Source organism: Vibrio sp. TRT 2004 (assembly GCF_050113735.1).
Taxonomy (GTDB): Bacteria; Pseudomonadota; Gammaproteobacteria; order Enterobacterales; family Vibrionaceae; genus Vibrio.
The window spans coordinates 1-24,941 of record NZ_JBNJOH010000056.1 but is presented as its reverse complement, the minus strand read 5'-3'; the positions used below and the strand labels follow the sequence as shown (position 1 = coordinate 24,941).

Genomic DNA, 24,941 nt, shown 5'->3' with positions numbered 1-24,941 from the left:
CTCCGAATACATTAGCGCAAACCAACTCCGTTATTACTAAATTGTAGTTGCAATAACGGGGCGGACCATACATTTTTATTTGTGCAGTTGTTGGCATTTTCGTCTGTTGTGGAATTTACTTAATAGAGAAAATGTAGGAAATTTCTTAAGTAAACGTTAAGTCGGGCGATAACTATAATTACAACAATAACTATAAGTTTGCTATCAAATTGAGGGAACCTATGAGATTTAGCCAAAAAATCGTTGCTGCTTCGTCTGCACTGCTATTGGTCACCGTTACACTGCTGTCTATTCAACAATTACGTACTGTTAAAAATGAAGTTGAAGATCTGGTTGATACTAGCCTGACCGAAATGGTTAAAGGTGTCAGTAATACGGTGGTATCAGAAATGGAGAGTAAGAAGTCTCTTGCTCAATCCACCACCGAAGTGATCGAGCTTGATCCACAGAATCGCCAACTGGTGAAAGAGATTCTAGAAAAGCCAAATCTAAAAAGAAGTTTCCTTGCGGTAGGATTCGGCTATGAAGCGGATGGTTTTGTCGTTGAGAATGACGATGGTTGGGAAGCCGGCCCTGACTATGACCCGCGTGTTCGCCCTTGGTTTAAGGATGCGAAAGCGCAAGGTCGTTTAGTGGTTACTGACCCTTACGTTGACGTCTCTTCCAAGAAAGTGATCATCTCTATTGGTACTCCAGTGAAAGAGAATGGTCAGTTTATGGCAGGTATGTTCTACGATATGGAGCTCAGTGGATTGGCCGACCTTGTAAACAGCATCAACCTTCTTGATGCGGGGTATCTGTTTATCGTCACAGCGGATGGCACTACTATTGCTCACCCTGATACGGCGAATAACGGCGAGAATCTAACCAAGTATTTACCACAAGCTAAAGTACAAGAGGGCACTCAGAGACTCGAACAGGACGGTGTCCAATTGATGGTTCGCTTCCAGAAAGTCCCTTCAGAGACCTGGTATATCGGTGCGGTTGTGGATGAAGAGATCGCCTTTGCAGCCATTTCAGACATGCGTAACAGCTCAATTATCTATGTGGTTATCGGTGTGATCTTGAGTGTGGTTGTATTGAGCTTCTTGATCAAAGTACTGATGCGTCCATTAGCAACACTTAACGAAGCGATTAAGGATGTAGCGTCAGGACAAGGGGATCTGACTAAACGTCTAGATACCAACACCGATAAGGAATTTGCTGAACTGGCGGGAGGGTTCAACACCTTTACCGAAACCCTGCAGAAGCAGATTCAGCAATCTAAAGCGATTGGTGCTGAGATATTGCGCGGCACCGAAATGACAGTACAAGGCTCTCAACAGTCGGCTGCGGCAATGCAAAGTCAGCTCCATGAACTTGAGCAATTGGCTACTGCAATGCATGAGATGGCGGTGACGGCAACGGAAGTCGCAAACAACGCTCAAGGAGCGGCAGGTGCAGCCAAAGAAGCCGATGATGCAACCCAAGATGGTTCATCTGTTGTGAGTGCTACTACCGCATCGATTGATATGCTGTCTGCTCGTATCGACCAAGCTGTCGAAGAGGTTCAGGGATTAGAGTCTGCGACTGCGAATATTGAAACCATTCTAAAGGTTATCAACGATATTGCTGACCAAACTAACTTACTTGCTTTGAACGCAGCAATCGAAGCGGCGCGTGCTGGTGAGTCGGGTCGTGGTTTCGCCGTGGTGGCAGATGAAGTACGTACTCTAGCGCAGCGCACTCAGGAATCAACCACTGAAATTCGCAGCATGATTGAACAGCTTCAAGCGGGTGCTAGCTCGGTATCGGCGGCAATGAACGAGAGTAAAAACACTGCGATTGATGCTGTAGACAAAGCGCAAGCTGCCAACGGTGCATTGGAACGTATCCGTGAGGCCATTCAGCGTATTTCGGATATGAACATGCAGATTGCATCCGCAGCGGAAGAACAGAGCCTCGTAGCGGAAGAGATCAATACCAATACGGTTAAGATTAAAGATTTGTCTACTCAGGTTGCCGATGCAGCCGAAGAAGCCAATATGGCGATGCAGGTTCAGACTGAGAATGTACGTGAACAAGATGCAATTCTGAACAAATTCATTGTATAGAATTGAGTCATAACAAAAAACGCCAGCGAATTCGCTGGCGTTTTTATTTGGATTTTGACGTTTCTCCAAGCACACACTTGTCATAAAAATTTTGGTAATGCTATAAAAACGATCGAATTGTCATGAAAATTACACTTTAGTTAGGATTGATATTTATCTAACAGATTGATCTTATCTCTCATCATAACAGCCAGTAAATCAATGTCTTGTTTTAATCCAGATACTTGGCCAAGCATGATTTTGTATTCAGTCACGATAATTGCTTGAGTTAGGTCATCCATATCTAAACACAACGCAGCGCCCTTTAACTTATAAAGAGTTCTTTCGAGTTTTGGTAAGTCACTTTTATTCTCAACCAACAACTTAATGTCGTCTTGGAAGCAAGCGATAGTAACTTCATTAAGCCTTTTTACTTCTTCATTATTACAAACTTCTAACCAATACATAAGAGGTACCTTATTGCTTTTATACACCATCAAAAATTTCTGATGACGCGAAACTCACACTATTTAAGTTATCTAGATAGTTGTCGAAACCTTCATAAAGTACCCTCTCAATTGTATTGTTTTTTTCGTTAATAATTTCTTTTGTTAATGAAACACTTTCTTCTTTAAACGCTAAAAAATTCACTGCAACCAAAGAGGTTATAATGGCTACGATTAATAAAATTAATGTTGTTAATACTTGAAACTTGAACTTTTCCATTTTCCCTGGCTTCTTCTGTTTATATATGATCTAGCCCAGATGCGATATGTAAAAATCATCACTGGCTAAATTGGTTTTACTACCAAGTTTAATTATTTGATGCGTTCCTTTTGGTGCGATTTTCTATCGTTCATCATTGATTTTAAATCTTGCATTTTGAGATTTAAAATCTCTATGTTGGTGTATATTTCTTCCATAATCGATTCTAGCACCTGTTCTCTACTCAAGTCTGATGCCACTAAGCTATTAACCCATTCCTGAGTCTCGATTAGATTTTTTCTATTCTTACTATTCATGCACTCTCCCATGATTTAAAAGTATCAATAGCAGTTGTAGTTCTAAGCCATATGATGTCCTGAATATAACAAGCTTCTTTCCATGATGCGTGTAGGAGTATGTGCGTTCATTTGTAGGGTTAATCTTGTTTTGTTTGTTATCTAGTTTTTTTGGTTAAATCGATGGAACGAAATCAAGAAGCTACAATCCAAACGGCATCCCCTCATCAATCGCCGCAGTCTCATGCCTAAACCTCGTTACAAAACAACTAACTGGAAGCAGTACATAAAGCCTTAATCCCCAGCGGTTTGTGGACCTTTTTTGTTGATGAGGAAAAACATTCTCTTTATCAGATACTGCAATGCATCGCGTAAAACAGCGCCTACCATGTCTTCTAATCGAATTATGTAATGACAAAGCCTAGATTCATCGAAAGTTATTTGTCGAAAACCAACGAATAGAGATTTTTAGGACAGTTACCTTCTTTGATAAGTGACTAAAGAATATTCTTACATAATTTACCTAAACATCTGACATACGGAATAAATAAAAATAATTACTATGGCGGCCTAACATTATCGTTAGTAACAAATTACTCAAGAGGCTCCTATGAATAAAAAAATTAATTCTTTATTGTTTGTCACATTATTATCTGCATCCCATCTTACGTATGCCAACCAAGGACAAATCACTTTAATGGGTAGTGTTACCACACAAACTTGTGAACTGTTTGTCGCTGGCGCTGATGCATCAGGCAACGTGGTAGAACTAGGTGTGGTTCCAGTGAACGGAGTAGGCTCTGAAGTCTCGTTTGAACTAAAGCCAGATCCTACTAGCTCATGTGCTTCACTAACAGGCGCTAACATGCTTGGAGCAGACGTTACTTGGGGTGGCTCTGCTCTTAGTGGGGAAGGTATAAGAAATGAAAACGGTAGCGCGGTAGGCTCAGTAGTAGAGCTGACGGCAAAACCAGCAGCGGGCTCTACAGTGATTAACTCCCTGAATCCGACTGTCGCATTTGCTGCAAGTGAAGCAACGGGGGCTGCTGCATCAATGGCTTTCTCGGCCAAGCTGAAAGCAGGAGCTACGGCTGGTACGTACGCTAGTACTATATCGTACACAGTGGCATATAAGTAAATAATATAGGTGCAGCGAGCTTGAGAAAACTCCTCGAGCTCGCTGATTTGGAGGCAAGCTTTGTTGATTCGGCTTCTAACGATACTTATATTATTTAACATAAGTATTACACACGCAAATGAATATCGTGAAAACACTTCATATTTTGATTTGTCCCAAATAGAAAATGAATTATTCAAGCAATACTTATCGAATGATTTTGAGCTATTTCAGGGCGATAACATCCTCGATGTCTATGTCAATGGTGAATATATAGGTAGTCATAGTTTTATTGTAAGAGATTTTGAAATAAGCAAAAAATCAATTTGCTTTGATTTAAAATGGTTAGAGTCAAATAGAGCTCTACGCGGGATTAACTATCAGGAATATTATGTTCAATATTACAATGAGAAATACGACTGTTATTATCTAGCGCTAGAAACACACACGCAATTGCAAATAGACGCACATCATGCGCAAATTAAATTAAATATACCACAAGCCTACTTTAAGAAAGATGAAGAAATAACTGACTATGATTTTGGTATTAACGCTGTCAGGATGTCATATCATGGATCTATTTATGACGGTTTCAAAGGTGATCTAGATTACTTTGGCGATGCTGATTTTACAATTAACTATAATAAATGGGTCGCTAGCCTTAAAGTGTCAATGGATAAGAACTCGATGTATTTTTCTTCGGCTAGTGCATACCAAGCAATTCCAAGTATACAATCATATTTGTCAATCGGACAATTACAGTCTACAAGTGAAATGAATAACTCATTTAGTTTCCTTGGTTTGGACCTGTCGAGCTCAGAAAGCATGAAAAATTCTAGTTGGGTCGGTTACTCCCCAATTATTTCAGGTAATTTAGATAGTTCTTCAGTAATTAAAGTTTTCCAAAATGGAGTTTTACTACTTCAAGATAAATATCCATCTGGCCCTTATGTTATCACGAATCTTAGACCTGTATCTACCGGTGATATTGAGGTCGTAATATATGATGAGCAAGGGGGAAGACGTACAGAATTATATCCTGTAACCATTATACCTGAGCTAATGAGACCAAATTCAAGTGATTATAGTATTTCGCTAGGCTACAAACAGAGCTCACTAAGTTTGGATGATATTAATGTTAAAGATGAACCATTATTTTTAAGTGCTGGATATTATCAAGGTAGCGACTACATCACTTGGGGAAGTGAAATTTTATTGAGTGACGGATACTTATCGGGTGGACTCTCATTTTCTTCACAATTCGGTAGCGTAGGAGCAGTTTCTACATTTATAAATCACTCAATTTATGTTGATGAAAATAAAAACAAAAAGAGAGGAAACTCTTTTAATATAAAATATTCTAGATCGCTGGGTGACGTAACAAATCTTCAATTGTTGAGTTACTACTACAAAGATGAGGACTACCTGAGCTTTTCTGATTATGGCTATCTATTGAATAAGTATGACAAGCCAAAATCGCGTTATGAGGGGAGAGTATCGTCAAGAATACTTGAATCAAATATTTCGGCATCGCTATGGAACGAGAGTTATTGGGGCCAAGAGTACAATAAACAAGGGGTCACAATTTCAGGTTCGATGAAAATTTACGACGTTCAAACATCGGTCAATGCAAGTTATTACGAAGATAATATTGGTGACTCATTCCTCCTGACCGTAAATTTAGGACTAACAAATGATAACGGAAACCAGATGTATAATTTATCCTCGTCATTTAGTGAAGATAGAATAAGTCGAACCGTTTCTGCATCCTTTGTCGACGGTGATAGGAACTCTACAAATCTATCCTACTTTGATAATGAATATACAAAGCGATTTTCAATGCGACATCAAGCACGAAATAATATATCAAATTATTCTCTATCCACCTATTATGAGGACCATGGAAATGGTGAATCAGATTATCATTTTAGTGGTTCTGTAAGAGGGAACGTATACTGGACCGAGAAAACTGGGGTAGGACTATCATCAACGAATCAAGAAACCTTGGCTGTCATCGAAGTTGAGGATCTGCCAAACGTACGTATCAAAAGAACGATAACAAATAAAAACGGCATTGCACTTGTCTCATTACAACCATATGCCACAAATAGAATTGACCTCGATTATCGAAATATAGAGACTGACGTAGATCTATCAGATAGTTCATTTGAATCTAAACCTGTAAGAGGTGCGGTAGTATATAAAAAATCAAGTGTTACACCTGTCTATAACTACTACATTAATATAGTTGGAGAGAATGGTATTTTAAAAAATGGAGCCAAAGCAATAGATAGTAAAGGCAAGCAAATTGGATATGGTAATGGGAACCTCATCATTATTACAGCCAAGGAGCTCAATCAAGTGGTATATATTGAGGGAGCTTTAGGTGAGAATTGCAAGATCGACATGACACAGTTGAAGGTAAACATAGATAAAATTCAAAATGCGAGGTGCATAAATTGATGCGTATATTATTATTTTTTATAATTTCCACAATCTCAATGTATAGTCAAGCTGCTTTTGTATTAGATAGTACTAGATATATTTTCGATGAAAGTGACAAATTGTTGAGGTTAAATATTATCAATAAATCCGAACAAAGATGCGCTGGCGTGGTTAGTATAAATAGTGACATTAAAAGTGATGGACAAGATAGTCCAGTAATCGTTGCTTCTCCTCCAGTATTTAAAATAGATAGTGGAAAGGCACAAGCTGTTAGATTGAAAATTTTAAACAAAGAAAGTTTAGCTAAGGATATAGAGAGCTTATTTTGGATTGAAGCGCAAGAAATTCCTATTATTCAGAACTATTCAGCTAACTCGCTGGTGATAAGTATGAATACGAAGGTAAAGTTATTTTATAGACCGTCATCCATCTCTAAGAATAGGTACTCGGCAGAGCAATTAATTTATTTTATCAATAATAAAAACTCTATAACACTATACAACCCTACGCCTTTTCATTTTGCTCTTACAAAGATGACAATTCATGACAGTAATAAAGAAATACTGGCCCCGGATAGTGTTGTAAGTGACCTTGCTGTCTTTCCACCGTTTAGCGAAGTTACTTGGTCACAAGAAGGTGTTACGTCGATAGATTCATTGACTATTAACGCAATAGATGATTGGGGTGCGACCAAGAGCTACACGATAACAGGAAGACGATAAAATGATTCGATTGATTACTCTTGCATTCTTGATAGTTATATCTTTACCTAGCTACGCTACTTGTGGGGCAAATGCAGATGATACAATTCATAAGATTGTATGGATCGCAGATGAATATCTAAACTATGAGGCTGATTTGCCAACTTTCAATAGCATACCTATTGGAACTGAACTAATGACAACTCGATTAAAAGCATCTCAGACGAGTGATCCTAGCAAGTTTTTATTAACTTGTGATACTAGAGATAATTTTTATGCTTCAGCCCTTGGACATCCATACGCACTTTATCCAATAAGATTTAATGGCAGCGTTGTATATAAGATAAACGATTATCTGGCAGTAAAAACACGAGTGGAATTTAAAACTTACCGATTGGGAAGAATTAACTTGGTGACTTGTAATGTCACGCCAGGAGGCGTTTTATGTGCAAGCGATATTTCAGCAATTCATCCTGTAGCTTTAGTTACTACACTAATAAAAACTGCCCATACTCCCCATACTTTCACCAAAGTGATACCAAACCAAGATTCTTTCAAATTAAGTGTTAGTAGTACCACTCTTAGAACCAGTTCAAGCAGACAGTGGCCCGGAGGCACTATTAAGATATATAACTCTATTGAAACGCCAAGGCTATCGTTTAATAATGAAAATATTATTCTTTCTGGTACCACTACTGATAGCAACCCTAAGACTAAAGAAATCAACTTTTTCAATATATTTAACCCAAATATAGTTGATATCGATAGCTCTAGGTATTCTATTTCTTTCACGGCTGACAATACTCTCTCTTCTACCATAGGTAGGTTAGGTGATGCATTTTACACCATTAAGCATACTTCCGCTAATGTAGATGTGCCGCTAGATGGAACTGAATTTCCACCGGAATTGGTTCCTTCAATCCCCGCAAATGGTGAAGAGAATATTCCGTTACTAATTACTACAAATTTCTTTGGTACACAACCAGGTATTAAGCGGTCAACGATTGTTGTGACTTTAACAGTGAAGTAAACTAACATGAATAAGCTATTCCACACTACTTTATCGTTGATGATATATATGATGTTATCGTCAGCATATGCAAGCGATGGTTATATTGGCGTAAAGTTTAATAAATTTGTTCCGAAAGATGATGACTTGGCATTAGTCTCGAATTCTGGATTCTCTTATGGGCTGCTTTATGGTTCCAGAATATATGACCGTGTGGATATCAATCTGACTTTAAGTAAGCTACCTTCAGTGGCCGTAGATAATATATATGATATTGGTGCAGCATTTAGGTTTGATATGTTTGATATTAGGGAAAACCTCACTGCTTACACATCGTTGGGGATAGGCCATGCTTCCCCTAACAATAGATTTGACTCTTTTTACCCTAAATTAACCTTAGGCCTTACGTATTTCTTTGACAGCAATGCCAGAATTTCTTTTGGTTATCAATACGATCAACCTAGAGAGGATGGACATACGATGGACTACCTCTCATCTTTTATTGAATTCAGTTATAATTTGAACTCTAAACAAAGGGAAAGTAATGAGATAATTAAAGAGTCAAAAACCATCGCCTTCGAAGGAAATGACCACCAGTACGAAAGTTATGTGAAGGAAAATGTTTTTTCCGAGCAAACGGGTTATGTGTTATTTCCTAAAAATTCATCATATTACAGTGCTGAAGAAAACAGCAAGGTAATAAAATTTTTAAACAGTGTTGATAGAAGTAAGATACTTAATATAGTTGTGACTGGGCATACCGATTCTAATGGAGATGACTCTTACAATTTACTTATGAGCAAAAAAAGAGCGTACCGTGTTGCAGATTTAATTGTGAATCTAGGCTTAGAGGATGAATTGACTAGTGTCAACTTTGAAGGAGAGAAAAATCCTCTGGTTGAAAACGATACTGAGGAAGGTATGGCCACTAATCGCCGTGTTGAAATCAAAATTATTTACTCAAATGATTAGTAGAAAAATATGCGTTATTGCTCAAGAAAGCTAGAATATTAACAATGCAACATATTGCTAGCCGTTAACTTTCGACGATTATATCTAATCCTATAAACTTATTTATAGCTTTGACAATCGCCATGATTCCGTTCATCTGAGCATAATAATATTTCAAGGCCAGTTTTTCGCTAGTTAGTCATTTATTTAAGGGCATTGCAGTCTCATGCCGACCACAGTCGTTCACTGTATGAAACCGTGTTAGCAAATAACGAAGTACTTTAAGCCTCGGTTATGTTAGATAAGCTCAGCAAGGCCCTTTTTCAAATTAAAGTGTCAGATCTAGTCGGAACTAATGCACATTAGCGTCTGTCTTGCCACAAAGCTATTTTGACTTCTGGTTTAGGTAATCTAGTACCACTTCATGGTGATCTTTGGTTTTGAATTTTTGGAATACATGTTCGAGGTTACCAGCTTCATCAATTAGGAAACTGGTTCTAACAACTCCCATATTTTCACGGCCCATAAACTTCTTAAGTTGCCAAACACCGTACTTTTCACAAACAGCGTGTTCTTCATCGGCTAGCAACGTGAAGTTCAGCTCTTGCTTATTGATAAAGTTGGTTAGCTTTTTTGGGGCGTCAGGGCTGACGCCAAGAACTACAACATTGTGATCATCCAGTTCAGCTTTATTGTCACGTAATCCCTGAGCCTGAACGGTGCAGCCTGGTGTTGAAGCGCGTGGGTAGAAGTAGAGCAGTACTTTTTTTCCTTGAAGCTCAGATAGTGTCACTGGGTTATTGTTCTGGTCATTCAGGGTAAAATCTGGTGCTGTTTGTCCAGTTTCAATTGCCATCGGTTTTTCCTTACTTTCTAATTTATTATATCCGCCGTAGAGTGAACCCCTACGCCGTGTTGTGAGCCTTTATTTTGTTAGTGTGCGTCCATCACATCAAAGCCGAGTGTTCATGACAATGCCTTATTGACTATTTTTTATGAAATTAAGTGAGCCTTGTACCTCTAGGTCACGGCAAAGCGTGTCGAACTCTTCTTGTAATTGCATCAGGTTACACTCGGACCCAACGGTAGCCGTGATGGCAATGTGAAATTGATCTGACGCCGCATCGATTTTGGCTTTATCTATGGTCTGAGCACTGAGCGAGGATAAACCGATCTCTTTTTGAGCAAAAAAGTGAGTAAATTTTTCCGTCAGTCCAGGCTTATCAGCCGATTCTACAAACACTTCAAGCGTGTAGGCGTTTTCTAGATAAGCGTGAGTAGATGTACGTTTCATTATCGTGATCAGATCATGCTCTTGACCAAGCAGGGGAAGGGTCGTTTCTACCCGAGTGATGGCAGCATTGTTGCCTGAAAGTAACATAATGAGAGTAAATTCATTGCCGAATAGGGCGATACGACTGTCAACAATATTGCATCCAGACTGAGTGACTAGGTGTACAACTTGGTTGCAGACACCTGGGCGATCTGTTCCTACCGCAGTAATCACTAGATGTTGAGTCATAGGCTCACTTTTATCAAAGTTATTTTTATTAATGAGAGAGCTTAGCACAGAAGCGAGTGAGAAAAATGCGCCAGACAACGCTTTTTGTTACCGAATTGAGTATGCTTTAATCGGATCCACTACGAGCACTGAATTCTTCACTTAGTACTGACACGGCGGAAAATAGAAGGAGTATGTTGCCAGAGTTCTAACATCCAATAAATATTCATTCATTTAGGTGATTTAAGCGCATCTAAGTGCTTGTCTTTATCAATCGCCTTACAGTACCATGCGATAAGTATCTAAATTAGGGAGAAAGACATGTTTTCAGGAAGTATTGTAGCGTTAATTACACCGTTTAATCATGATGGCGAAGTAGATTACGTGAGCCTGAAGAAGCTGGTGGAGTACCATATTGCAGCGGGCAGCGATGGCATCGTAGCAGTCGGTACGACCGGTGAATCGGCAACGCTGACTATTGAAGAGCATGTCAAGGTCGTGATGAAGTCGGTCGAATTTGCTGACGGGCGAATCCCTATTATTGCTGGAACGGGTGCAAATGCAACGCACGAGTCTGTCACATTCAGCCGTCTACTAAACAACTCAGGGATTGCAGGTTGTTTAAGTGTTACGCCTTACTACAACAAACCAACGCAAGAAGGTTTGTACCAGCACTACAAAGCCATCGCAGAAGAGAGCGATGTACCACAAATTTTGTACAACGTACCAGGCCGTACTGCGGTAGACTTACTGCCAGAAACAGTGGCACGTTTGTCTGAAATCGAAAATATTGTTGCACTTAAAGATGCGACAGGCGATTTAAGCAGAATTGCAATTCACCGTGAACTTTGTGGCGAAGATTTTATCTTACTAAGTGGTGACGACCTAACAGGTTTGGAATTCGTTAAACAGGGCGGCAATGGTGTTATCTCGGTAACCAATAACATTGCAGCCGCAGACATGGCGAAAATGTTCAAACTGGCTCGTGAAGGTAAGTACGAAGAAGCGGAAATTATTAACCAACGCTTGATGCCTTTACATAAAAACCTGTTTATCGAGTCGAACCCAATTCCAGTCAAGTGGGCTGCGCATAAACTAGGCCTGATTGAACATGGTAGTTTGCGTCTGCCACTGACAGAGCTATCTGAAAGTGCTCGCCCGGCTGTGGCTCAAGCAATGACGGATGCTTGCATTTACTAAATTTGAATATGGATGGCCGGAGCACTGCTCCGGCTTACAAGTATCAGGAGTTTCAATGAAATTGTCTTACCAGCTAGTCGTCAGTTCACTAGCTGTTTTTGTTTTAAGTGCATGTTCAGGCAGTGCGACACAACGTCGTCAGGCTAAGGATGACTTTGAATACTTAAATACGGCACCGATGCAAGAGTGGAAGTTGGCTGAAGGGGCAACTCCGCAGTTTTACACTAACTATCAAATTCCTCAGGGGGAGTTTTCTGGTGGTGTGGGTAAAGAGGTTGATATTCGTCCTCCTCAGCAAGTATTAGAATTGATTCCGGGTGCGAGAGCTGAACGTAGGCGCGGTGAAACGACACTTTGGCTACTCCGTGAAGATGAAGTTGAGAAAGTTTGGCAAACCGCAGAGAAGATGCTGCAAGAGCGAAACATAGCGATTCGCGAACAGACTTCAACACGTATAGAGACGGATTGGGTAAGTTGGATGTCTGAAGATGAGGACGTTGAGCTTGGCGCACGTTACCAAATTGAGCGCGTCGTTGCTGATGGCCGTCATGGCTTTCGTATTTCTCTAATTGATTGGCGTGAAGCAGGTAAAAAGCTACCTGTTACTGCTACTAACAAAGAACGTTACAATGCGCTGATGACTAACTTAGTGACGGCTCGTTATGACCTAGACTTACGTGAAGAAGCAGCTCGTAAAGCAGAACAGTTAGTGAAGCAGATCCCGATCACAATGGGTTCAGACCGCAGTGGCTTCCCTGTTATTATTGCTCGAACTCAATACAACGTACTGTGGAACCGTCTACCGACTCTTCTGCCGACTATGGGCTTTACTCTTGAAGAGCGTAACCAATCTCAAGGTACGGTCAAAGCGAAGTATGCGGCACCTGATGATGAGTTCTGGAACGATATTGGTGTCAAACCAATTGGTCTAAACTCAGGGACTTACACCTTCCTATTTGGTGATCTTGGTAACCGTACTTCAATTAACGTGACAGATTCATCTGGTAAGCCAGTCGAAGCAAAACTGCTTGAAGATATGGTGCCAGTGCTGGCAGCGGTTGTTGAAAAACAAGCGAAGTAATACCGATTGCTGACAATAAAAAGCTGACTTAAAGCCGAATGCTTATAAGTTAAGAAGCTGCTGACATCTTTTTGAAGGCCCAGTCATATAGTGACTGGGCCTTCTTTTTACCGCTTTTGGATAGCTTCTATCTCGCCTTTCTGGCAACGTAAAACTCTCAGCCATATCGAGGATATAATTCATCACCTATTCGTTTCTGAAGGGTTCTAATACCTGTATCGTCCAAACACTTGGAAATAAGTTCTGGAGAACGCAAATCAGATAAACTCGAAATTTGCTCTGCTGAGAATTGGTGTACTTGGTTAAGTACCTGTCTTCAAAAATAAAACAATCAGAGTGCATAAAATACACTCGGATTTTGACACATTGAATGGAGCGTTCACCCGATCATATGAGTCTGAGCTTAGCGGTATTAATCTATAAGACGGACTTCATTTTTATATCTAGAATCGACTTTACGCTGATGCCTCAATAAGAGGGCATGTCCCTTAATCTCAATCTGCCATTGAGCAGGCTAACCGTGCAGCGTATTTATTATTCTTTGATAAGATATTGATACAAAACGATTAAATTACGACAAGTGTGATATTTATTCAATTGATTTTATATCCGAACTATAGATGTATAAGCACAAGCTAGGTAACCTTTGAACCACGCATAAACGATTCAATAGGGCATGTTGTGGGGTATAAGACCGTTGAACTTATCCATTTGATGGCGCACGAATTTCAGCAAGTTGAAGGTGACTTTGACTCCTTGTCTGAAAGTGAGCTCAAAGAGGTGACCCCATCCGGCATGGGATATGACCGATTTATTGAGCAATTACAGCAAGGCCATTTGCTGCTACTCAATGATTCTCCGCGAGTTCCGCTGTTGATAAAAGAGAGCGATGGCTTAGCGCATTCAGATTGGGAGCTAAATCCCCATGTTCGCGACAACCTCGACCAATTGGCACAAAAGGCACTATTAACTCGCACACAGATGAGCGGGAGTGCATCAAGCACCACTCAAAGTGGAAGCCTACATCCGCCACTTCCCATGCCCCCATACGTCCCAGAGCCCGTTCGCACTCATAATCCCGATGCGCCGCCAAAGGAAAAATACGAGTACAACTTTGATATCGCGTGCTCCGACGATGCCTTCCATCGCAATGTTGGTTGTTCGTTTGTTATAGCCCAAACGGCAGACGAAGTGTTACTAGGGCGCTGGCGTGAAACCAAAATCAAAGAAGGGACACGCTACACCATATTCACAGCGTTTGATGAGCCTAAAAAATTGGTGGGAGAAGTGGCATCAAAGTCATTAGGTCTCTCGCCTAGCCAACCAGTAAAAGTCAGACCGATAGGCAGTGGCGTAGCGCAAGAGGGCTTTATTCCCGTTTTTCCCGCCGTGCAGCTTGGCGAGCGGTTAGGCTTTCCTACTCACGGTTTCTACTACCACTTTCATAACGGCAAACTGATCCAAGAGTACCGTATTCTCGGTGATAAAAACTGGGGGTTTTATGCCACTCACTCAATGCATCACCGCCTTGATCCCGAAAGAGGTTACAACCAGAACCAAAACGCGATATTGGTGTTCTGGAAACTCGGTGGCAAAGTGGTCGAGGGCCAACATCTTGTTTACTTAGAGAGGCAAATTACCCGCGAGGAACTGGATAATTTAAGCGAGGAGTGGTTGAACGAGCATGGGGTGAAATTAGATGTGCCTCAGTTACTTGAGGCAACAAAACAACCCATCATTAAACGAACTGAAACGGAAAAACCAGCCGAACCACAATCTCAGCCCGTTAAGCATATCGTTCAAACCGATCTCGAAACGGGGATGCGAGAAACGTGGATGAAGATTGCCAAGCAGTATGGTTTAGCACCAAAAGCTTTGTTGGAACTTAATCCACAGTATGATGCAGATCCAATGTCACTCGCAGTCGGTCATGCACTACGAGTCAATCAACCAAGCGAAATAGAGAACGAAAAGCCAAAGGTGTACGCAGAGCCTCCGGCCAAGCCAGAAACCGTGAATCAACCGGCAAATGTCTTCTATAAATTCAGCGATCCTTATCTTGCCGGTACAGAGATTAAAGCGATTAATCATAAGCGGTTGATAGAAAAAGATATTCCGGTCCTCAATCTGAAAGAGGTTACGCTAGACAAAGTCTTTGCGAAATCCTGCCTACAACCAAAGGGGTGTATTGAGGCGGGAGTTGAGGAAGAGCCAATTCAAAACTTTGGCCCTTGGGCATTCTTTTTTGGACAATCGTATGCAAATCCCATGGTCATTCAAGCGACGCAAGCTCAAATGGCGATGGGCACAAGTGCGTCAGTGGCAGGACAATCAGCAACTGAACATGCCCACTCTCCCGTTATTGAGTTAGAAAATCTGGTGGGGACCTTAAAAGATAAATTAATTGACAGTTACCGCTGGAAAGTAAAAGGGATCAGCGCACTATTTGTTTTGCAACAATCTTTATTGGCTGATGGGACTCAATATAGTGACACAGAATTAAGGCAGCTTAGTACCGTTCAAAGTCGAATACGCGCTCAAATCACGCAACCAAATGAAGGTGAATACTATCCACATGTCAAAGCCTACCATGTGGATGATACGCGTATTCCGGTTAAATACGTCACAGAGGGCGATGAGAACCAGTATTCAGTCCAACTAGAAGATGAAGGCCCCATTATTTATTGGACACCGACAGGCAATGGTGACCCAAGTTGGCAGAGTACTCCAAGTCAAGATAATGGATTTGAGGTAGAAGATATCCTTGTCACCCCAATCCATTCTGACGAAACGACCACCACCGTCACGCCAATACCAGAAGAGAAAGATTGGCGTGATGCGATTTTGGTGTTTCCAGACAAATCGGGTATTGCACCGCTTTATGTGGTTTATCATCACAATCAACCGAGAAATGAGCTTGGGCAATTCGCGCCTACAGGTGAGCCTAAGCCTACGATGCAACGTCCATCTTTACGAACTGAAACAAAAAGGCAGATAGAAGCTAATGCATATAGAGACAGTAATGGTAACTTTACTGATGAGAAGGGTAACGTTTTTTCAGATTGGCACTACGGACATAAGCAGGGACTGGAAAATAGGAGAGTGATTAAGGCAGCAGAAGAGCTTGGCATGTCACAAGAAGAACTTAATGACTTTGTAAACTCACGGCCTGATTACTACCAAATCGAAGATGCAAAAACAAACTTAAGCCACGTTAATGAAAAGCCTGGTATAGATGATTTGAGAGGAATTAAGCGTCATATGAAAAAATTTTTAAAGAGTAGGAATTAATATATGAACATTGAGGAAGAATTGTTTGATGCTGTTCTAGATGGTGATATCAATTATGCTAAAAAGTTAATTGATCAAGGAGGGGACATCTCTGAGGTTACTATCTTGGAAAAATGGACTTATTTTCACCATATCTTTATGGATATTAAAGAGAAAGCCCCAATTCAGTCGATTCAATTCCTTCTTGACCAAGGACTGGATGTTAATGCTATCGATAGTTATGGGAATACACCGTTAATTTATGCGGTAAGACAAAGGAATGTTGATGGCATATCTTTGCTGCTGGAAAATGGTGCAGATAAGTTACTTGAGCATGAAAATAATCGTGGTGTTAGTGCTCTAAGAATGTGTTTTGATCGAAAACCGTGCGTTTATAATGTTTGTAAGATTCTACTGGAAGCAGGAGCTAATCCAGACAAAGATATTGAAGACGGTAAAACAGTCCGTCAAATGTTAGATGTTTTAGCTGATATTGAACCTAGTATCTATGAACTATTTAAACAATATTAGCTAGAGCATAAAGAAGCCTATCGATAAGACGTAATTCCCGTATCTTACAAACGCTGGGAAATAAGCTCTGGATAAAGCAAATCAGATGAACCCGACAGTTGCTCTGCTGAGAATTGGTGTACTTGGTTAAGTACCTGTCTTAAAAACATAAAAAATCCGAATGCATAGACTACACTCGGATTTTGACACTTTGAATGGTTCGTTAAACCGATCATTTGAGTTTTAACTAATCGGCATTACGCACTATTGCTGGTTTTTTTGTTGCTTGCTTTTTGGAGACTAGAGCACCATTGCCGCAATCCAACCAAATACAATCAGTGGGATATTGTAGTGGATAAAGGTTGGTACCACAGTTTCCCAGATATGTTCGTGTTGACCATCAGCATTAAGACCTGATGTTGGACCTAAGGTTGAATCAGAAGCCGGAGAGCCAGCGTCACCCAAAGCCGCAGCGGTACCAACAAGTGCGATAGTGGCCATCGGTGAGAAGCCGAAAGCCGCCGCGAGTGGTACGTAAATAGTGGCAAGAATTGGAATGGTTGAGAATGATGATCCAATCCCCATTGTTACCAACAGACCAACAACAAGCATCAGTAGTGCCGCCATAGGTTTGTTATCACCAATACTGGTTGAAAGTGCTTCAACAAGAGATTCAACACCGCCTGTTTGTTTCATCACTGCGGCAAAACCTGCCGCTGCAATCATGATAAAGCCGATCATTGCCATCATGTGAACACCTTTAGTGAACACGTCATGGGTTTCCTTCCACGCAATCACACCGCCGAAAGTAAACACCATAAAGCCAGCAAGGCCACCAATAATCATAGAACCCGTTGAAAGCTGAACGCTAAGAGCGGCAACAATACCGACAGCGGCAACCAATACGTTTTTCTTATTGATCTCCTTTGGACCTTCTTCAACATGAGTCAGCTCAGTTTCTTTGTACTGACGAGGCTTGCGATAGCTAAAGAAAATCGCAGTAACAAGACCAAACACCATACCAGCGGCAGGAAGTAGCATAGCGACAGGCACTTGGCTTGCAACGACGCTTTCTAGGCCGTTTTCGTGCAAGTTTTTCAGCAGAATGTTGTTGAGGAAGATACCGCCAAAACCAATCGGCAGCACCATGTATGGTGTGACGAGACCAAACGTCAGCACACAAGCAATCATACGACGATCGAGGTTTAGCTTGGCAAACACGCCTAGTAGAGGTGGAATAAGAATTGGGATAAAGGCGATGTGAACAGGAATAATGTTTTGTGATGACATAGTCACCAAAACTAATGCAACCAGTACCGCGTACTTCAGGCCAGTTGACGCCGATGCGTTTTCTTTACCGTGAATACGTTTAATCACGCTATTTGCTAGCAGGTCTGTGATTCCAGAGCGAGAGATAGCAACAGCAAAAGTACCGAGCATTGCGTAGCTTAGAGCGATGGTAGCGCCACCACCTAGACCACTTTCAAATGCAGAGATAGCTTGATTCAGTTCCATACCTGAAACCAAGCCACCGACGATAGCACTGAATGTCAGTGCGACCACGACATTGACTCGCATCAGTGCTAAAGCAAGCATGACACATACAGAAATGACAACAGGGTTCATAATTTACTCGTAAGTTGTGTTTACATTTTTATTTTATTGTTTCGGCATCCGATGCAACGAGTGGCCAGCCACCAAGAGCTTTCCATTTATTGACAATGCCGCAAAAGAGCTCAGCCGTTTTTTGAGTATCGTATAGAGCTGAGTGGGCTTCTTTATTGTCAAATTCCATCCCAGCCGTTTTGCACGCTTTAGCCAAAACAGTCTGACCGTAGGCCAAACCACTTAGGGTTGCAGTATCAAAGGTCGCGAAGGGATGAAATGGGACACGCTTTAGCTTGCAGCGCTCACTCGCTTCCATCACGAAATTGTGATCGAAAGTTGCATTGTGAGCGACCATGATGGCGCGACTACAATCTGCAGCTTTTTGTTCCTTGCGCACAAGCTTGTAGATTTCCTTGAGAGCATGGTCTTCTGTCACAGCACCACGCAGCGGACTATACGGATCGCGAATCCCATTAAAGTCGAGCGCTTCTTTTTCAATGTTAGCGCCCTCAAAAGGTTCGACATGAAAATGAATGGTTGACGCGGGGACAAGATCGCCGTTTTCGTCCATCTTTAGAGTAACGGCGCAGATTTCCAGTAGGGCATCTGTTTTGGCGTTGAATCCCGCAGTCTCAACGTCAATAACGACGGGAAAGTAACCACGGAATCGTTTTTTTAGCGTCAATGCTTCGTTTTCTATAGTCATGTGTGCTTCGTATTATGTGACAGGGCAGGCATTATTGCAGATTCTTTCAGCAAGAAAAACCGTTAATGCTGATTGAAAAAGAAACATTGGAAATTTGTACTATACAAATGTGTTGGCTAGATTTTTGCATTGTGTTTGTCGCGGGCGATCGAGCGGCAAAAGCCACCTCGCCAGAGTTCAGTTAAGAGAAGAAGTATTGTATGAAGAAGTTGTTTGCAACCAGTTTAGCCTTGTCCATGACAGCGTTTACTGCCCAAGCGTATGCATTGGATAAGCAGTATGTTGCAACGCCTCAGCAATCGACGTGGCAAATGGTTGCCAATACACCATTGGAATGTCGACTCGTACATCCTATCCCCAATTACGGTGATGCGGTGTTTTCTTCTTATGCCAGTAAGAAAATCAATCTCGACTTTGAGCTCAAGATGAAACGCCCTATGGGGCAAACTCGTGATGTTAGCCTTGTTTCTATGCCTCCAGCGTGGCGACCAGGAGAAGGTGCCGACCGGATAACCAACATCCGCTTTTTCCAACAGTTTGATGGCTATGTTGGCGGACAAACTGCGTGGAATATTCTGGGTGAGTTAGAGAAGGGGCGATACCCGACATTCAGTTATCAGGAATGGCGCAGCCGTGACGAAAGAATTGAGGTTGCACTCTCATCGGTGCTTTTCCAACGTTCTTACAATGTCTTTAGTGATTGTATTGCCAATTTACTGCCTTACAGCTTCGAAGATATCGCATTTACTATTCTTCACTATGACCGTACTAGCGTAGAGCTAAATAAACAGTCACAGAAACGCTTGGCGCAAATTGCTGAATATATTAAGCACAACCAAGATATCGATTTAGTGCTCGTTTCAACCTATACCGATGCTGATGATAGTAAGAGTTCGAGCCAAAACTTATCGGAACGACGTGCAGAAGTGTTGCAAGAGTACTTTAAGTCGTTAGGCTTGCCGGAAGATCGTATCCGGGTTCAAGGTTATGGTAAACGCCGACCGATTGATGATAACTCATCGCCAATTGGCAAAGATAGAAACCGCCGTGTCGTTATATCCTTGGGTCGTACTCAGGTATAAACCGCTGAGTAACTCAATAGCTAAAAGCCAGCATATTGCTGGCTTTTTCATTGAGGGCACCAAATCAGTTTAATTTGAATTTGGCGATCAGATTACAATTGGTAGCAGTATCAATATCTTGCACCAATTTAGCGATGTTTGGATTAGGGTGCCTTTTCATAAATTCGATCAGGGCTTTCTTGCAGCATCCCATCGAGTCAATGAAAGCATCGCACTGGGTATTCGGGCATTGTGGGACAAGAGTCAGTACTTTTTCTGATGCAAGTTGAAGATACTTCAGTTCATATTTCTCGTCGCCAATATTGCGCCAAAACATCGCCATGTTATGGCACGATACCACTGAAATCATCAAACGATCTTCGACATCGACCTCGTCTTGCTCGCTAATACGCTCACTCAGAGTGAGCGCTTGTTGGTAATGAAGTATGCCACGTAGATGGTCATCATCACTCATGGCTAGATCAGCCAGCAAGGTATGCTTCTCCCATTCAGTAATGCCCATGTTATCAATCTCCTCGGTGCGAACAGTTAGAGATTAAGTGATAATCATTATCAAGTAAAGCCTAAAAATTAGGACAGCGAGTTGCTGCCCTAATGCTTGATGTGATGCTGGGGCGTTTTAGCCTTCTAAACCCGCAGAGGCTTGCTTGTTTTGGATCAGCTCGATCATGTAACCGTCTGGGTCTTTAACAAATGCGATATGCGTTGTACCGCCTTTAACAGGGCCAGGTTCACGAGTCACATTGCCACCTGCGGCTTTGATCGCATCGCAAGTTGAGTAAATGTCGTCGACACCGATAGCAATGTGTCCAAACGCTGTTCCTAGGTCGTATTCCGTCGTTCCCCAGTTGTAGGTCAGCTCAATGACAGCGCCTTGAGATTCGTCACCAAAGCCAATGAAGGCTAGCGTGTATTCGTACTCTTTATTTTCATTAGTACGAAGTAGCTGCATGCCCATTACTTCAGTGTAAAACTTGATTGATTTATCTAAGTCACCAACACGAAGCATCGTGTGTAAGATGCGTCCATTTGACATTGTTATGCTCTCCTAGTTTTCTGGATATACTTTTTCTTTAAATTCACAAAGGTCTTCTATGATACAGCTGCCACAACGTGGTTTGCGTGCTACACAAGTGTAGCGACCATGGAGGATTAACCAATGATGTACATCGAGTTTGAATTCTTTAGGCACAACTTTGAGTAGCTTCTCTTCCACTTGGTCAACGTTTTTCCCCATCGCGAGCTTGGTACGGTTAGCAACGCGGAAGATATGAGTGTCGACAGCAATTGTGGGCCAGCCAAACGCGGTATTGAGAACGACGTTAGCGGTCTTTCGTCCCACCCCTGGCAGTGCTTCTAACGCTTCTCTATTTTCAGGTACTTCGCCGCCGTGCTGTTCGATTAAGATCTTACAAGTCTTGATAACATTTTCGGCTTTGGAGTTGAACAGACCGATGGTCTTAATGTACTCCTTGACGCCATCAACACCGAGATCGAGCAGCCCTTGTGGCGTGTTTGCAACCGGATAGAGCTTGTCTGTGGCTTTGTTGACACTGACATCCGTTGCTTGTGCCGATAACAGAACGGCAATCAAAAGCTCAAAAGGTGTGCTCCAGTTGAGCTCTGTTTGAGGGTTAGGGTTATCTTCCCTCAAGCGTTCCAGTATTAGTATTCGTTTCTCTTTGTTCATTTGAGGCTGCTTTCCAGTGTTTTATTCCACGCGATTAAATGAATGCGCGGTTTTTTTATTGGTTGGTTACGCGAGCTCGTTCAATAGTCTGTTTTTGTTGTTTTGGCTGACGAGCTTGGACTTGTTTGTCGATGACATTTTTCGCTGCGATCAGTAGTCCCACGCCGATGAAGGCACCTGGTGGTAACAGCGCCAGTAGGAAGCTGTTATCGAAGTGGAAAATTTCTATGCGTAAAGATGTTGCCCATTCACCCAATAGCAAATCTGCACCATCAAATAGAGTGCCGTTACCGATGATCTCACGCATAGCACCCAATACCACGAGTACACTCGTCATGCCTAAGCCCATCCAAAAGCCATCTTGTGCAGAGGGTAGAACGTCGTTTTTCGACGCAAAAGCCTCAGCGCGACCAATGATGATACAGTTGGTCACAATCAAAGGGATGAAGATGCCAAGTGATAGGTATAAACCATAAGCATACGCGTTCATCAACAACTGCACGCAAGTCACCAATGCGGCAATGATCATCACAAATACCGGAATACGTACCTCTTTAGGTACGTAATCACGAACTAATGATACGGTGACGTTTGAGCCAACCAGCACCAATAGCGTTGCGATTCCAAGTCCAAGTGCGTTGGTCACGGTAGAAGAGACCGCTAACAGTGGGCACAGACCAAGAAGTTGAACTAACGCAGGGTTGTTATCCCACATGCCGTTCTTAATCAGTGTTTTATGATCACTCATTGTTGCCTCCACATGTGAGTGGCTGAGCCAGTATTTGATCTCGGTGAGTATTGACGTACTCAGCCGTCTTTTTGACCGCTTTCACAACGGCTCGTGGTGTAATAGTTGCACCGGTAAACTGATCAAATTGGCCGCCATCTTTGCGAACTTTCCAATCGGCTTGATTTCTATCAGTCAAAGACTTACCCGCAAACCCTAAAATCCAGTCGCTGATGCGTAGATCAATTTTATCACCAAGCCCGGGAGTTTCTTGATGGCTAAGAACACGAGTACCAGAAATCGTACCATCTTGTTTGATACCGACGATGATTTTAATCGCTCCGTTATAGCCATCTGGTGCGATAGCTTCAATTGCCATGGCGGAAGGTTGACCATTTAGTGTCGCCATGTACACAGGCATGTCAGCATCAGTGCCCAGAAGTGGGCTATTGACCAGAGTACAGGCCTTATAGAGCTCATTATCGTGCAGATCGTGAGGGATCACCTGATTGAGTACTGATAGCAATTGTTTCTGTTGCTGCAAGTTGATCTGATCTTTAGTCAGATAGTTTGTCAGTGCCACCACACCTGTAGAAGCGCAGGCAAAAATAGCCAGTACGGCACCATTTTTTCGAATAGCGTTTAACATGACGTAACCTTAATGCCCATAAGTTCTTGGTTTGGTGTAGTAATCAATCAGAGGTACACACATGTTGCCAAGCAGTACAGCGAACGCCACACCATCAGGGAATCCACCCCAACTGCGAATAATAAACACCATAGCACCGATAAAAGCACCGAAGATGAGACGCCCCTTAACTGTTGTAGACGCTGAAACGGGATCGGTTGCGATAAAGAAGGCGCCAACCATGGTTGCACCAGATAACAGATGTACGATAGGCGAAGCGGTTGTGCCAGGCATAAACAGCGCAAATAGGCTGCTGATTAGCGTTAAACCGATCAGAAAACCTACTGGGATGTGCCAATTAATGACTCTTAGTTTAATTAGCAATAGTCCACCAGCGAGATAGGCGAGGTTAACCCACTCCCAACCAATGCCAGCCAGACCACTAAATTGAGGTTGACTCAAAGCTTCGCTGCTCGTGTGGCCGGCTAAAAGTGAAGTTTTAAAGGCATCAAGTGGCGTCGCCATGGTAATACCATCAATGCCACTACGAATTTGCTGCAGCGACAGCCCTTCTAAATTTAGGCCTGTAAAAATCAGCGATAATGCATCACCACTGGAGATTGGTGTGGCTTGTAACTCGGCTGGAGAGATCCAACTGGTCATCTGTACTGGGAATGAAATCAGCAGTACAACGTAAGCAACCATAGCTGGGTTAAACAGGTTTTGACCGATACCACCGTACAGATGTTTTGCAATGATGATGGCAAAGATAAGGCCAATGGTAATCACCCACCAAGGAGACAAAGGTGGAATCGCGATGGCTAATAGCCAAGCCGTGACTAACGCACTGTTGTCTCTCAAGGCAGACATAGGATGGCGCTTTCGAGCGATCATCACCAAGGCTTCTAACGATAAACCAATCACAATTGCCATCATCAATTGGATGATGGTTCCCCAACCAAAGAAGTAGGTTTGGGCTGCCAAACCGGGTAGGGCGCAAAGCGCGACCCATTTCATAAGATCAGGAGTGCTTCTACGACTGTGCGCATGGGGTGAGCTGGCAATAAAAAAGGCCACTACTCTTTCTCCTCAAATTGTTTTTGTTGTTCTTGCTGTGCTTTACGAGCTTTAGCTCGGGCAATAGCCGCGGCAACCGCTGCCTTCTTAGGATCTTGCTCGGTTGTCGTACTTTCCTGAGATGGTTCCGGAGGTGTTTCAGATGGTAGCTCAGTCTCAGCACTATTTTGCTGCGCCTTACGTGCTTTAGCGCGAGCGATAGCGGCCGCAACGGCGGCTTTCTTCGCATCGCCAGCATCGGCAGATTCATCTTGTGCAGGTTTGTCAGCTTCGCCACTGTCTTGCTGCGCCTTACGTGCTTTAGCACGAGCGATAGCGGCCGCAATGGCGGCTTTCTTCGCATCGCCAGCATCAGCAGATTCATCTTGTGCAGGTTTGTCAGCTTCGCCACTGTCTTGCTGCGCCTTACGTGCTTTAGCACGAGCGATAGCGGCCGCAACAGCGGCTTTCTTCGCATCGCCAGCACCGGCAGATTCATCTTGTGCAGATTTGTCAGCTTCGCCACTGTCTTGCTGCGCCTTACGTGCTTTAGCACGAGCGATAGCGGCCGCAACAGCGGCTTTCT

General features: G+C 42.4%; 24 protein-coding genes and 2 pseudogenes. 12 read left to right on the top strand and 14 right to left on the bottom strand.

Annotation, left to right across the window (positions count from 1 at the left end):
* Positions 1-221 precede the first annotated feature (221 nt).
* Entirely contained in the window at positions 222-2,093 is a 1,872-nt protein-coding gene (locus ACQEXR_RS17625) for a methyl-accepting chemotaxis protein (protein WP_331418112.1), read from the top strand.
* Positions 2,094-2,233: 140 nt separating this feature from the next.
* On the opposite strand, the gene ACQEXR_RS17620 is transcribed toward ACQEXR_RS17625, so the two are convergent.
* From ACQEXR_RS17620 to ACQEXR_RS17610, 3 genes are all read right to left on the bottom strand, one after another.
* The gene (locus ACQEXR_RS17620; RefSeq protein WP_138973081.1) at positions 2,234-2,539 is read right to left on the bottom strand and encodes a hypothetical protein; all 306 of its coding nucleotides are present in this window, start codon (positions 2,537-2,539) and stop codon (positions 2,234-2,236) included.
* Between the two features lie 19 nt (positions 2,540-2,558).
* Entirely contained in the window at positions 2,559-2,798 is a 240-nt protein-coding gene (locus ACQEXR_RS17615; RefSeq protein ID WP_427020843.1) for a hypothetical protein, read from the bottom strand.
* Between the two features lie 92 nt (positions 2,799-2,890).
* Positions 2,891-3,094 (bottom strand): hypothetical protein, encoded by a 204-nt coding sequence (locus tag ACQEXR_RS17610; RefSeq protein ID WP_426953233.1) that lies wholly within the window; start codon positions 3,092-3,094, stop codon positions 2,891-2,893.
* Between the two features lie 223 nt (positions 3,095-3,317).
* Between ACQEXR_RS17610 and ACQEXR_RS17605 the strand changes: the two are divergent.
* From ACQEXR_RS17605 to ACQEXR_RS17580, 6 genes and pseudogenes are all read left to right on the top strand, one after another.
* Positions 3,318-3,409 (top strand): annotated as a pseudogene (locus ACQEXR_RS17605) (IS5/IS1182 family transposase); the annotation flags it as partial.
* 274 nt (positions 3,410-3,683) lie between these two features.
* Entirely contained in the window at positions 3,684-4,211 is a 528-nt protein-coding gene (locus ACQEXR_RS17600; protein ID WP_331418116.1) for a hypothetical protein, read from the top strand.
* Positions 4,212-4,271: 60 nt separating this feature from the next.
* Positions 4,272-6,653 (top strand): fimbria/pilus outer membrane usher protein, encoded by a 2,382-nt coding sequence (locus ACQEXR_RS17595; protein ID WP_427020842.1) that lies wholly within the window; start codon positions 4,272-4,274, stop codon positions 6,651-6,653.
* Positions 6,653-7,357, top strand: a complete 705-nt coding sequence (locus ACQEXR_RS17590) for a fimbria/pilus periplasmic chaperone (protein ID WP_427020841.1) — start codon at positions 6,653-6,655, stop codon at positions 7,355-7,357. Before ACQEXR_RS17595 ends, ACQEXR_RS17590 begins: the two co-directional genes overlap by 1 nt.
* A 1-nt stretch (position 7,358) precedes the next feature.
* Entirely contained in the window at positions 7,359-8,366 is a 1,008-nt protein-coding gene (locus ACQEXR_RS17585; RefSeq protein WP_427020840.1) for a hypothetical protein, read from the top strand.
* 6 nt (positions 8,367-8,372) lie between these two features.
* A complete protein-coding gene (locus ACQEXR_RS17580) occupies positions 8,373-9,317 on the top strand; it encodes an OmpA family protein (protein ID WP_427020839.1) in 945 nt (314 codons plus the stop codon).
* Between the two features lie 364 nt (positions 9,318-9,681).
* On the opposite strand, the gene bcp is transcribed toward ACQEXR_RS17580, so the two are convergent.
* Together bcp and ACQEXR_RS17570 are read right to left on the bottom strand one after the other, a co-directional pair.
* Positions 9,682-10,152: a thioredoxin-dependent thiol peroxidase gene (gene bcp, locus ACQEXR_RS17575; protein WP_427020838.1), complete on the bottom strand. Its 471-nt coding sequence runs from the start codon at positions 10,150-10,152 to the stop codon at positions 9,682-9,684.
* Positions 10,153-10,275: 123 nt separating this feature from the next.
* Positions 10,276-10,818 carry a glycine cleavage system protein R gene (locus tag ACQEXR_RS17570; protein ID WP_138972071.1) on the bottom strand — a complete coding sequence of 181 codons (543 nt, stop codon included), beginning with the start codon at positions 10,816-10,818 and terminating at the stop codon, positions 10,276-10,278.
* Between the two features lie 300 nt (positions 10,819-11,118).
* Between ACQEXR_RS17570 and dapA the strand changes: the two genes are divergently transcribed.
* The 4 genes from dapA (at position 11,119) to ACQEXR_RS17550 (ending at position 16,879) form a co-directional block, all read left to right on the top strand.
* Positions 11,119-11,997, top strand: coding sequence for a 4-hydroxy-tetrahydrodipicolinate synthase (gene dapA, locus ACQEXR_RS17565; protein WP_427020837.1), 879 nt, complete (start codon positions 11,119-11,121; stop codon positions 11,995-11,997).
* A gap of 55 nt (positions 11,998-12,052) precedes the next feature.
* Positions 12,053-13,078 (top strand): outer membrane protein assembly factor BamC, encoded by a 1,026-nt coding sequence (gene bamC, locus ACQEXR_RS17560; protein WP_427020836.1) that lies wholly within the window; start codon positions 12,053-12,055, stop codon positions 13,076-13,078.
* Between the two features lie 681 nt (positions 13,079-13,759).
* Positions 13,760-16,369 carry an S-type pyocin domain-containing protein gene (locus ACQEXR_RS17555; protein ID WP_427020835.1) on the top strand — a complete coding sequence of 870 codons (2,610 nt, stop codon included), beginning with the start codon at positions 13,760-13,762 and terminating at the stop codon, positions 16,367-16,369.
* A gap of 3 nt (positions 16,370-16,372) precedes the next feature.
* Entirely contained in the window at positions 16,373-16,879 is a 507-nt protein-coding gene (locus ACQEXR_RS17550) for an ankyrin repeat domain-containing protein (protein WP_426971347.1), read from the top strand.
* A 279-nt stretch (positions 16,880-17,158) separates the two neighbouring features.
* On the opposite strand, the gene ACQEXR_RS17545 is transcribed toward ACQEXR_RS17550, so the two are convergent.
* Together ACQEXR_RS17545 and rnt are read right to left on the bottom strand one after the other, a co-directional pair.
* Positions 17,159-18,484, bottom strand: a complete 1,326-nt coding sequence (locus ACQEXR_RS17545) for a Na+/H+ antiporter family protein (RefSeq protein WP_426953231.1) — start codon at positions 18,482-18,484, stop codon at positions 17,159-17,161.
* A 28-nt stretch (positions 18,485-18,512) separates the two neighbouring features.
* Positions 18,513-19,172, bottom strand: a complete 660-nt coding sequence (rnt, locus tag ACQEXR_RS17540) for a ribonuclease T (RefSeq protein ID WP_269376202.1) — start codon at positions 19,170-19,172, stop codon at positions 18,513-18,515.
* Positions 19,173-19,408: 236 nt separating this feature from the next.
* Between rnt and motY the strand changes: the two genes are divergently transcribed.
* On the top strand, positions 19,409-20,254 hold the full coding sequence (gene motY / locus ACQEXR_RS17535) for a flagellar protein MotY (protein ID WP_269376241.1): 846 nt from the start codon (positions 19,409-19,411) through the stop codon (positions 20,252-20,254).
* A gap of 64 nt (positions 20,255-20,318) precedes the next feature.
* Here the strand turns inward: motY and ACQEXR_RS17530 are convergent, their stop codons facing one another.
* The 7 genes and pseudogenes from ACQEXR_RS17530 to ACQEXR_RS17500 form a co-directional block, all read right to left on the bottom strand.
* Positions 20,319-20,756, bottom strand: a complete 438-nt coding sequence (locus tag ACQEXR_RS17530; protein WP_427020834.1) for a DUF2753 domain-containing protein — start codon at positions 20,754-20,756, stop codon at positions 20,319-20,321.
* A gap of 117 nt (positions 20,757-20,873) precedes the next feature.
* Complete coding sequence (gene gloA, locus ACQEXR_RS17525) at positions 20,874-21,290, bottom strand: lactoylglutathione lyase (RefSeq protein ID WP_269376200.1); 417 nt, start codon at positions 21,288-21,290, stop codon at positions 20,874-20,876.
* A gap of 12 nt (positions 21,291-21,302) precedes the next feature.
* Positions 21,303-21,944, bottom strand: a complete 642-nt coding sequence (gene nth, locus ACQEXR_RS17520) for an endonuclease III (protein ID WP_269376199.1) — start codon at positions 21,942-21,944, stop codon at positions 21,303-21,305.
* A 55-nt stretch (positions 21,945-21,999) separates the two neighbouring features.
* A complete protein-coding gene (locus tag ACQEXR_RS17515) occupies positions 22,000-22,692 on the bottom strand; it encodes an electron transport complex subunit E (RefSeq protein WP_138973628.1) in 693 nt (230 codons plus the stop codon).
* Positions 22,685-23,320 (bottom strand): electron transport complex subunit RsxG, encoded by a 636-nt coding sequence (gene rsxG / locus ACQEXR_RS17510; RefSeq protein ID WP_427020833.1) that lies wholly within the window; start codon positions 23,318-23,320, stop codon positions 22,685-22,687. The genes ACQEXR_RS17515 and rsxG overlap by 8 nt, the downstream gene beginning before the upstream one ends.
* A 9-nt stretch (positions 23,321-23,329) precedes the next feature.
* The gene (rsxD, locus tag ACQEXR_RS17505) at positions 23,330-24,376 is read right to left on the bottom strand and encodes an electron transport complex subunit RsxD (protein ID WP_427020832.1); all 1,047 of its coding nucleotides are present in this window, start codon (positions 24,374-24,376) and stop codon (positions 23,330-23,332) included.
* Positions 24,376-24,941 (bottom strand): annotated as a pseudogene (locus ACQEXR_RS17500) (electron transport complex subunit RsxC); the annotation flags it as partial. The pseudogene ACQEXR_RS17500 and the gene rsxD, both read right to left, overlap by 1 nt.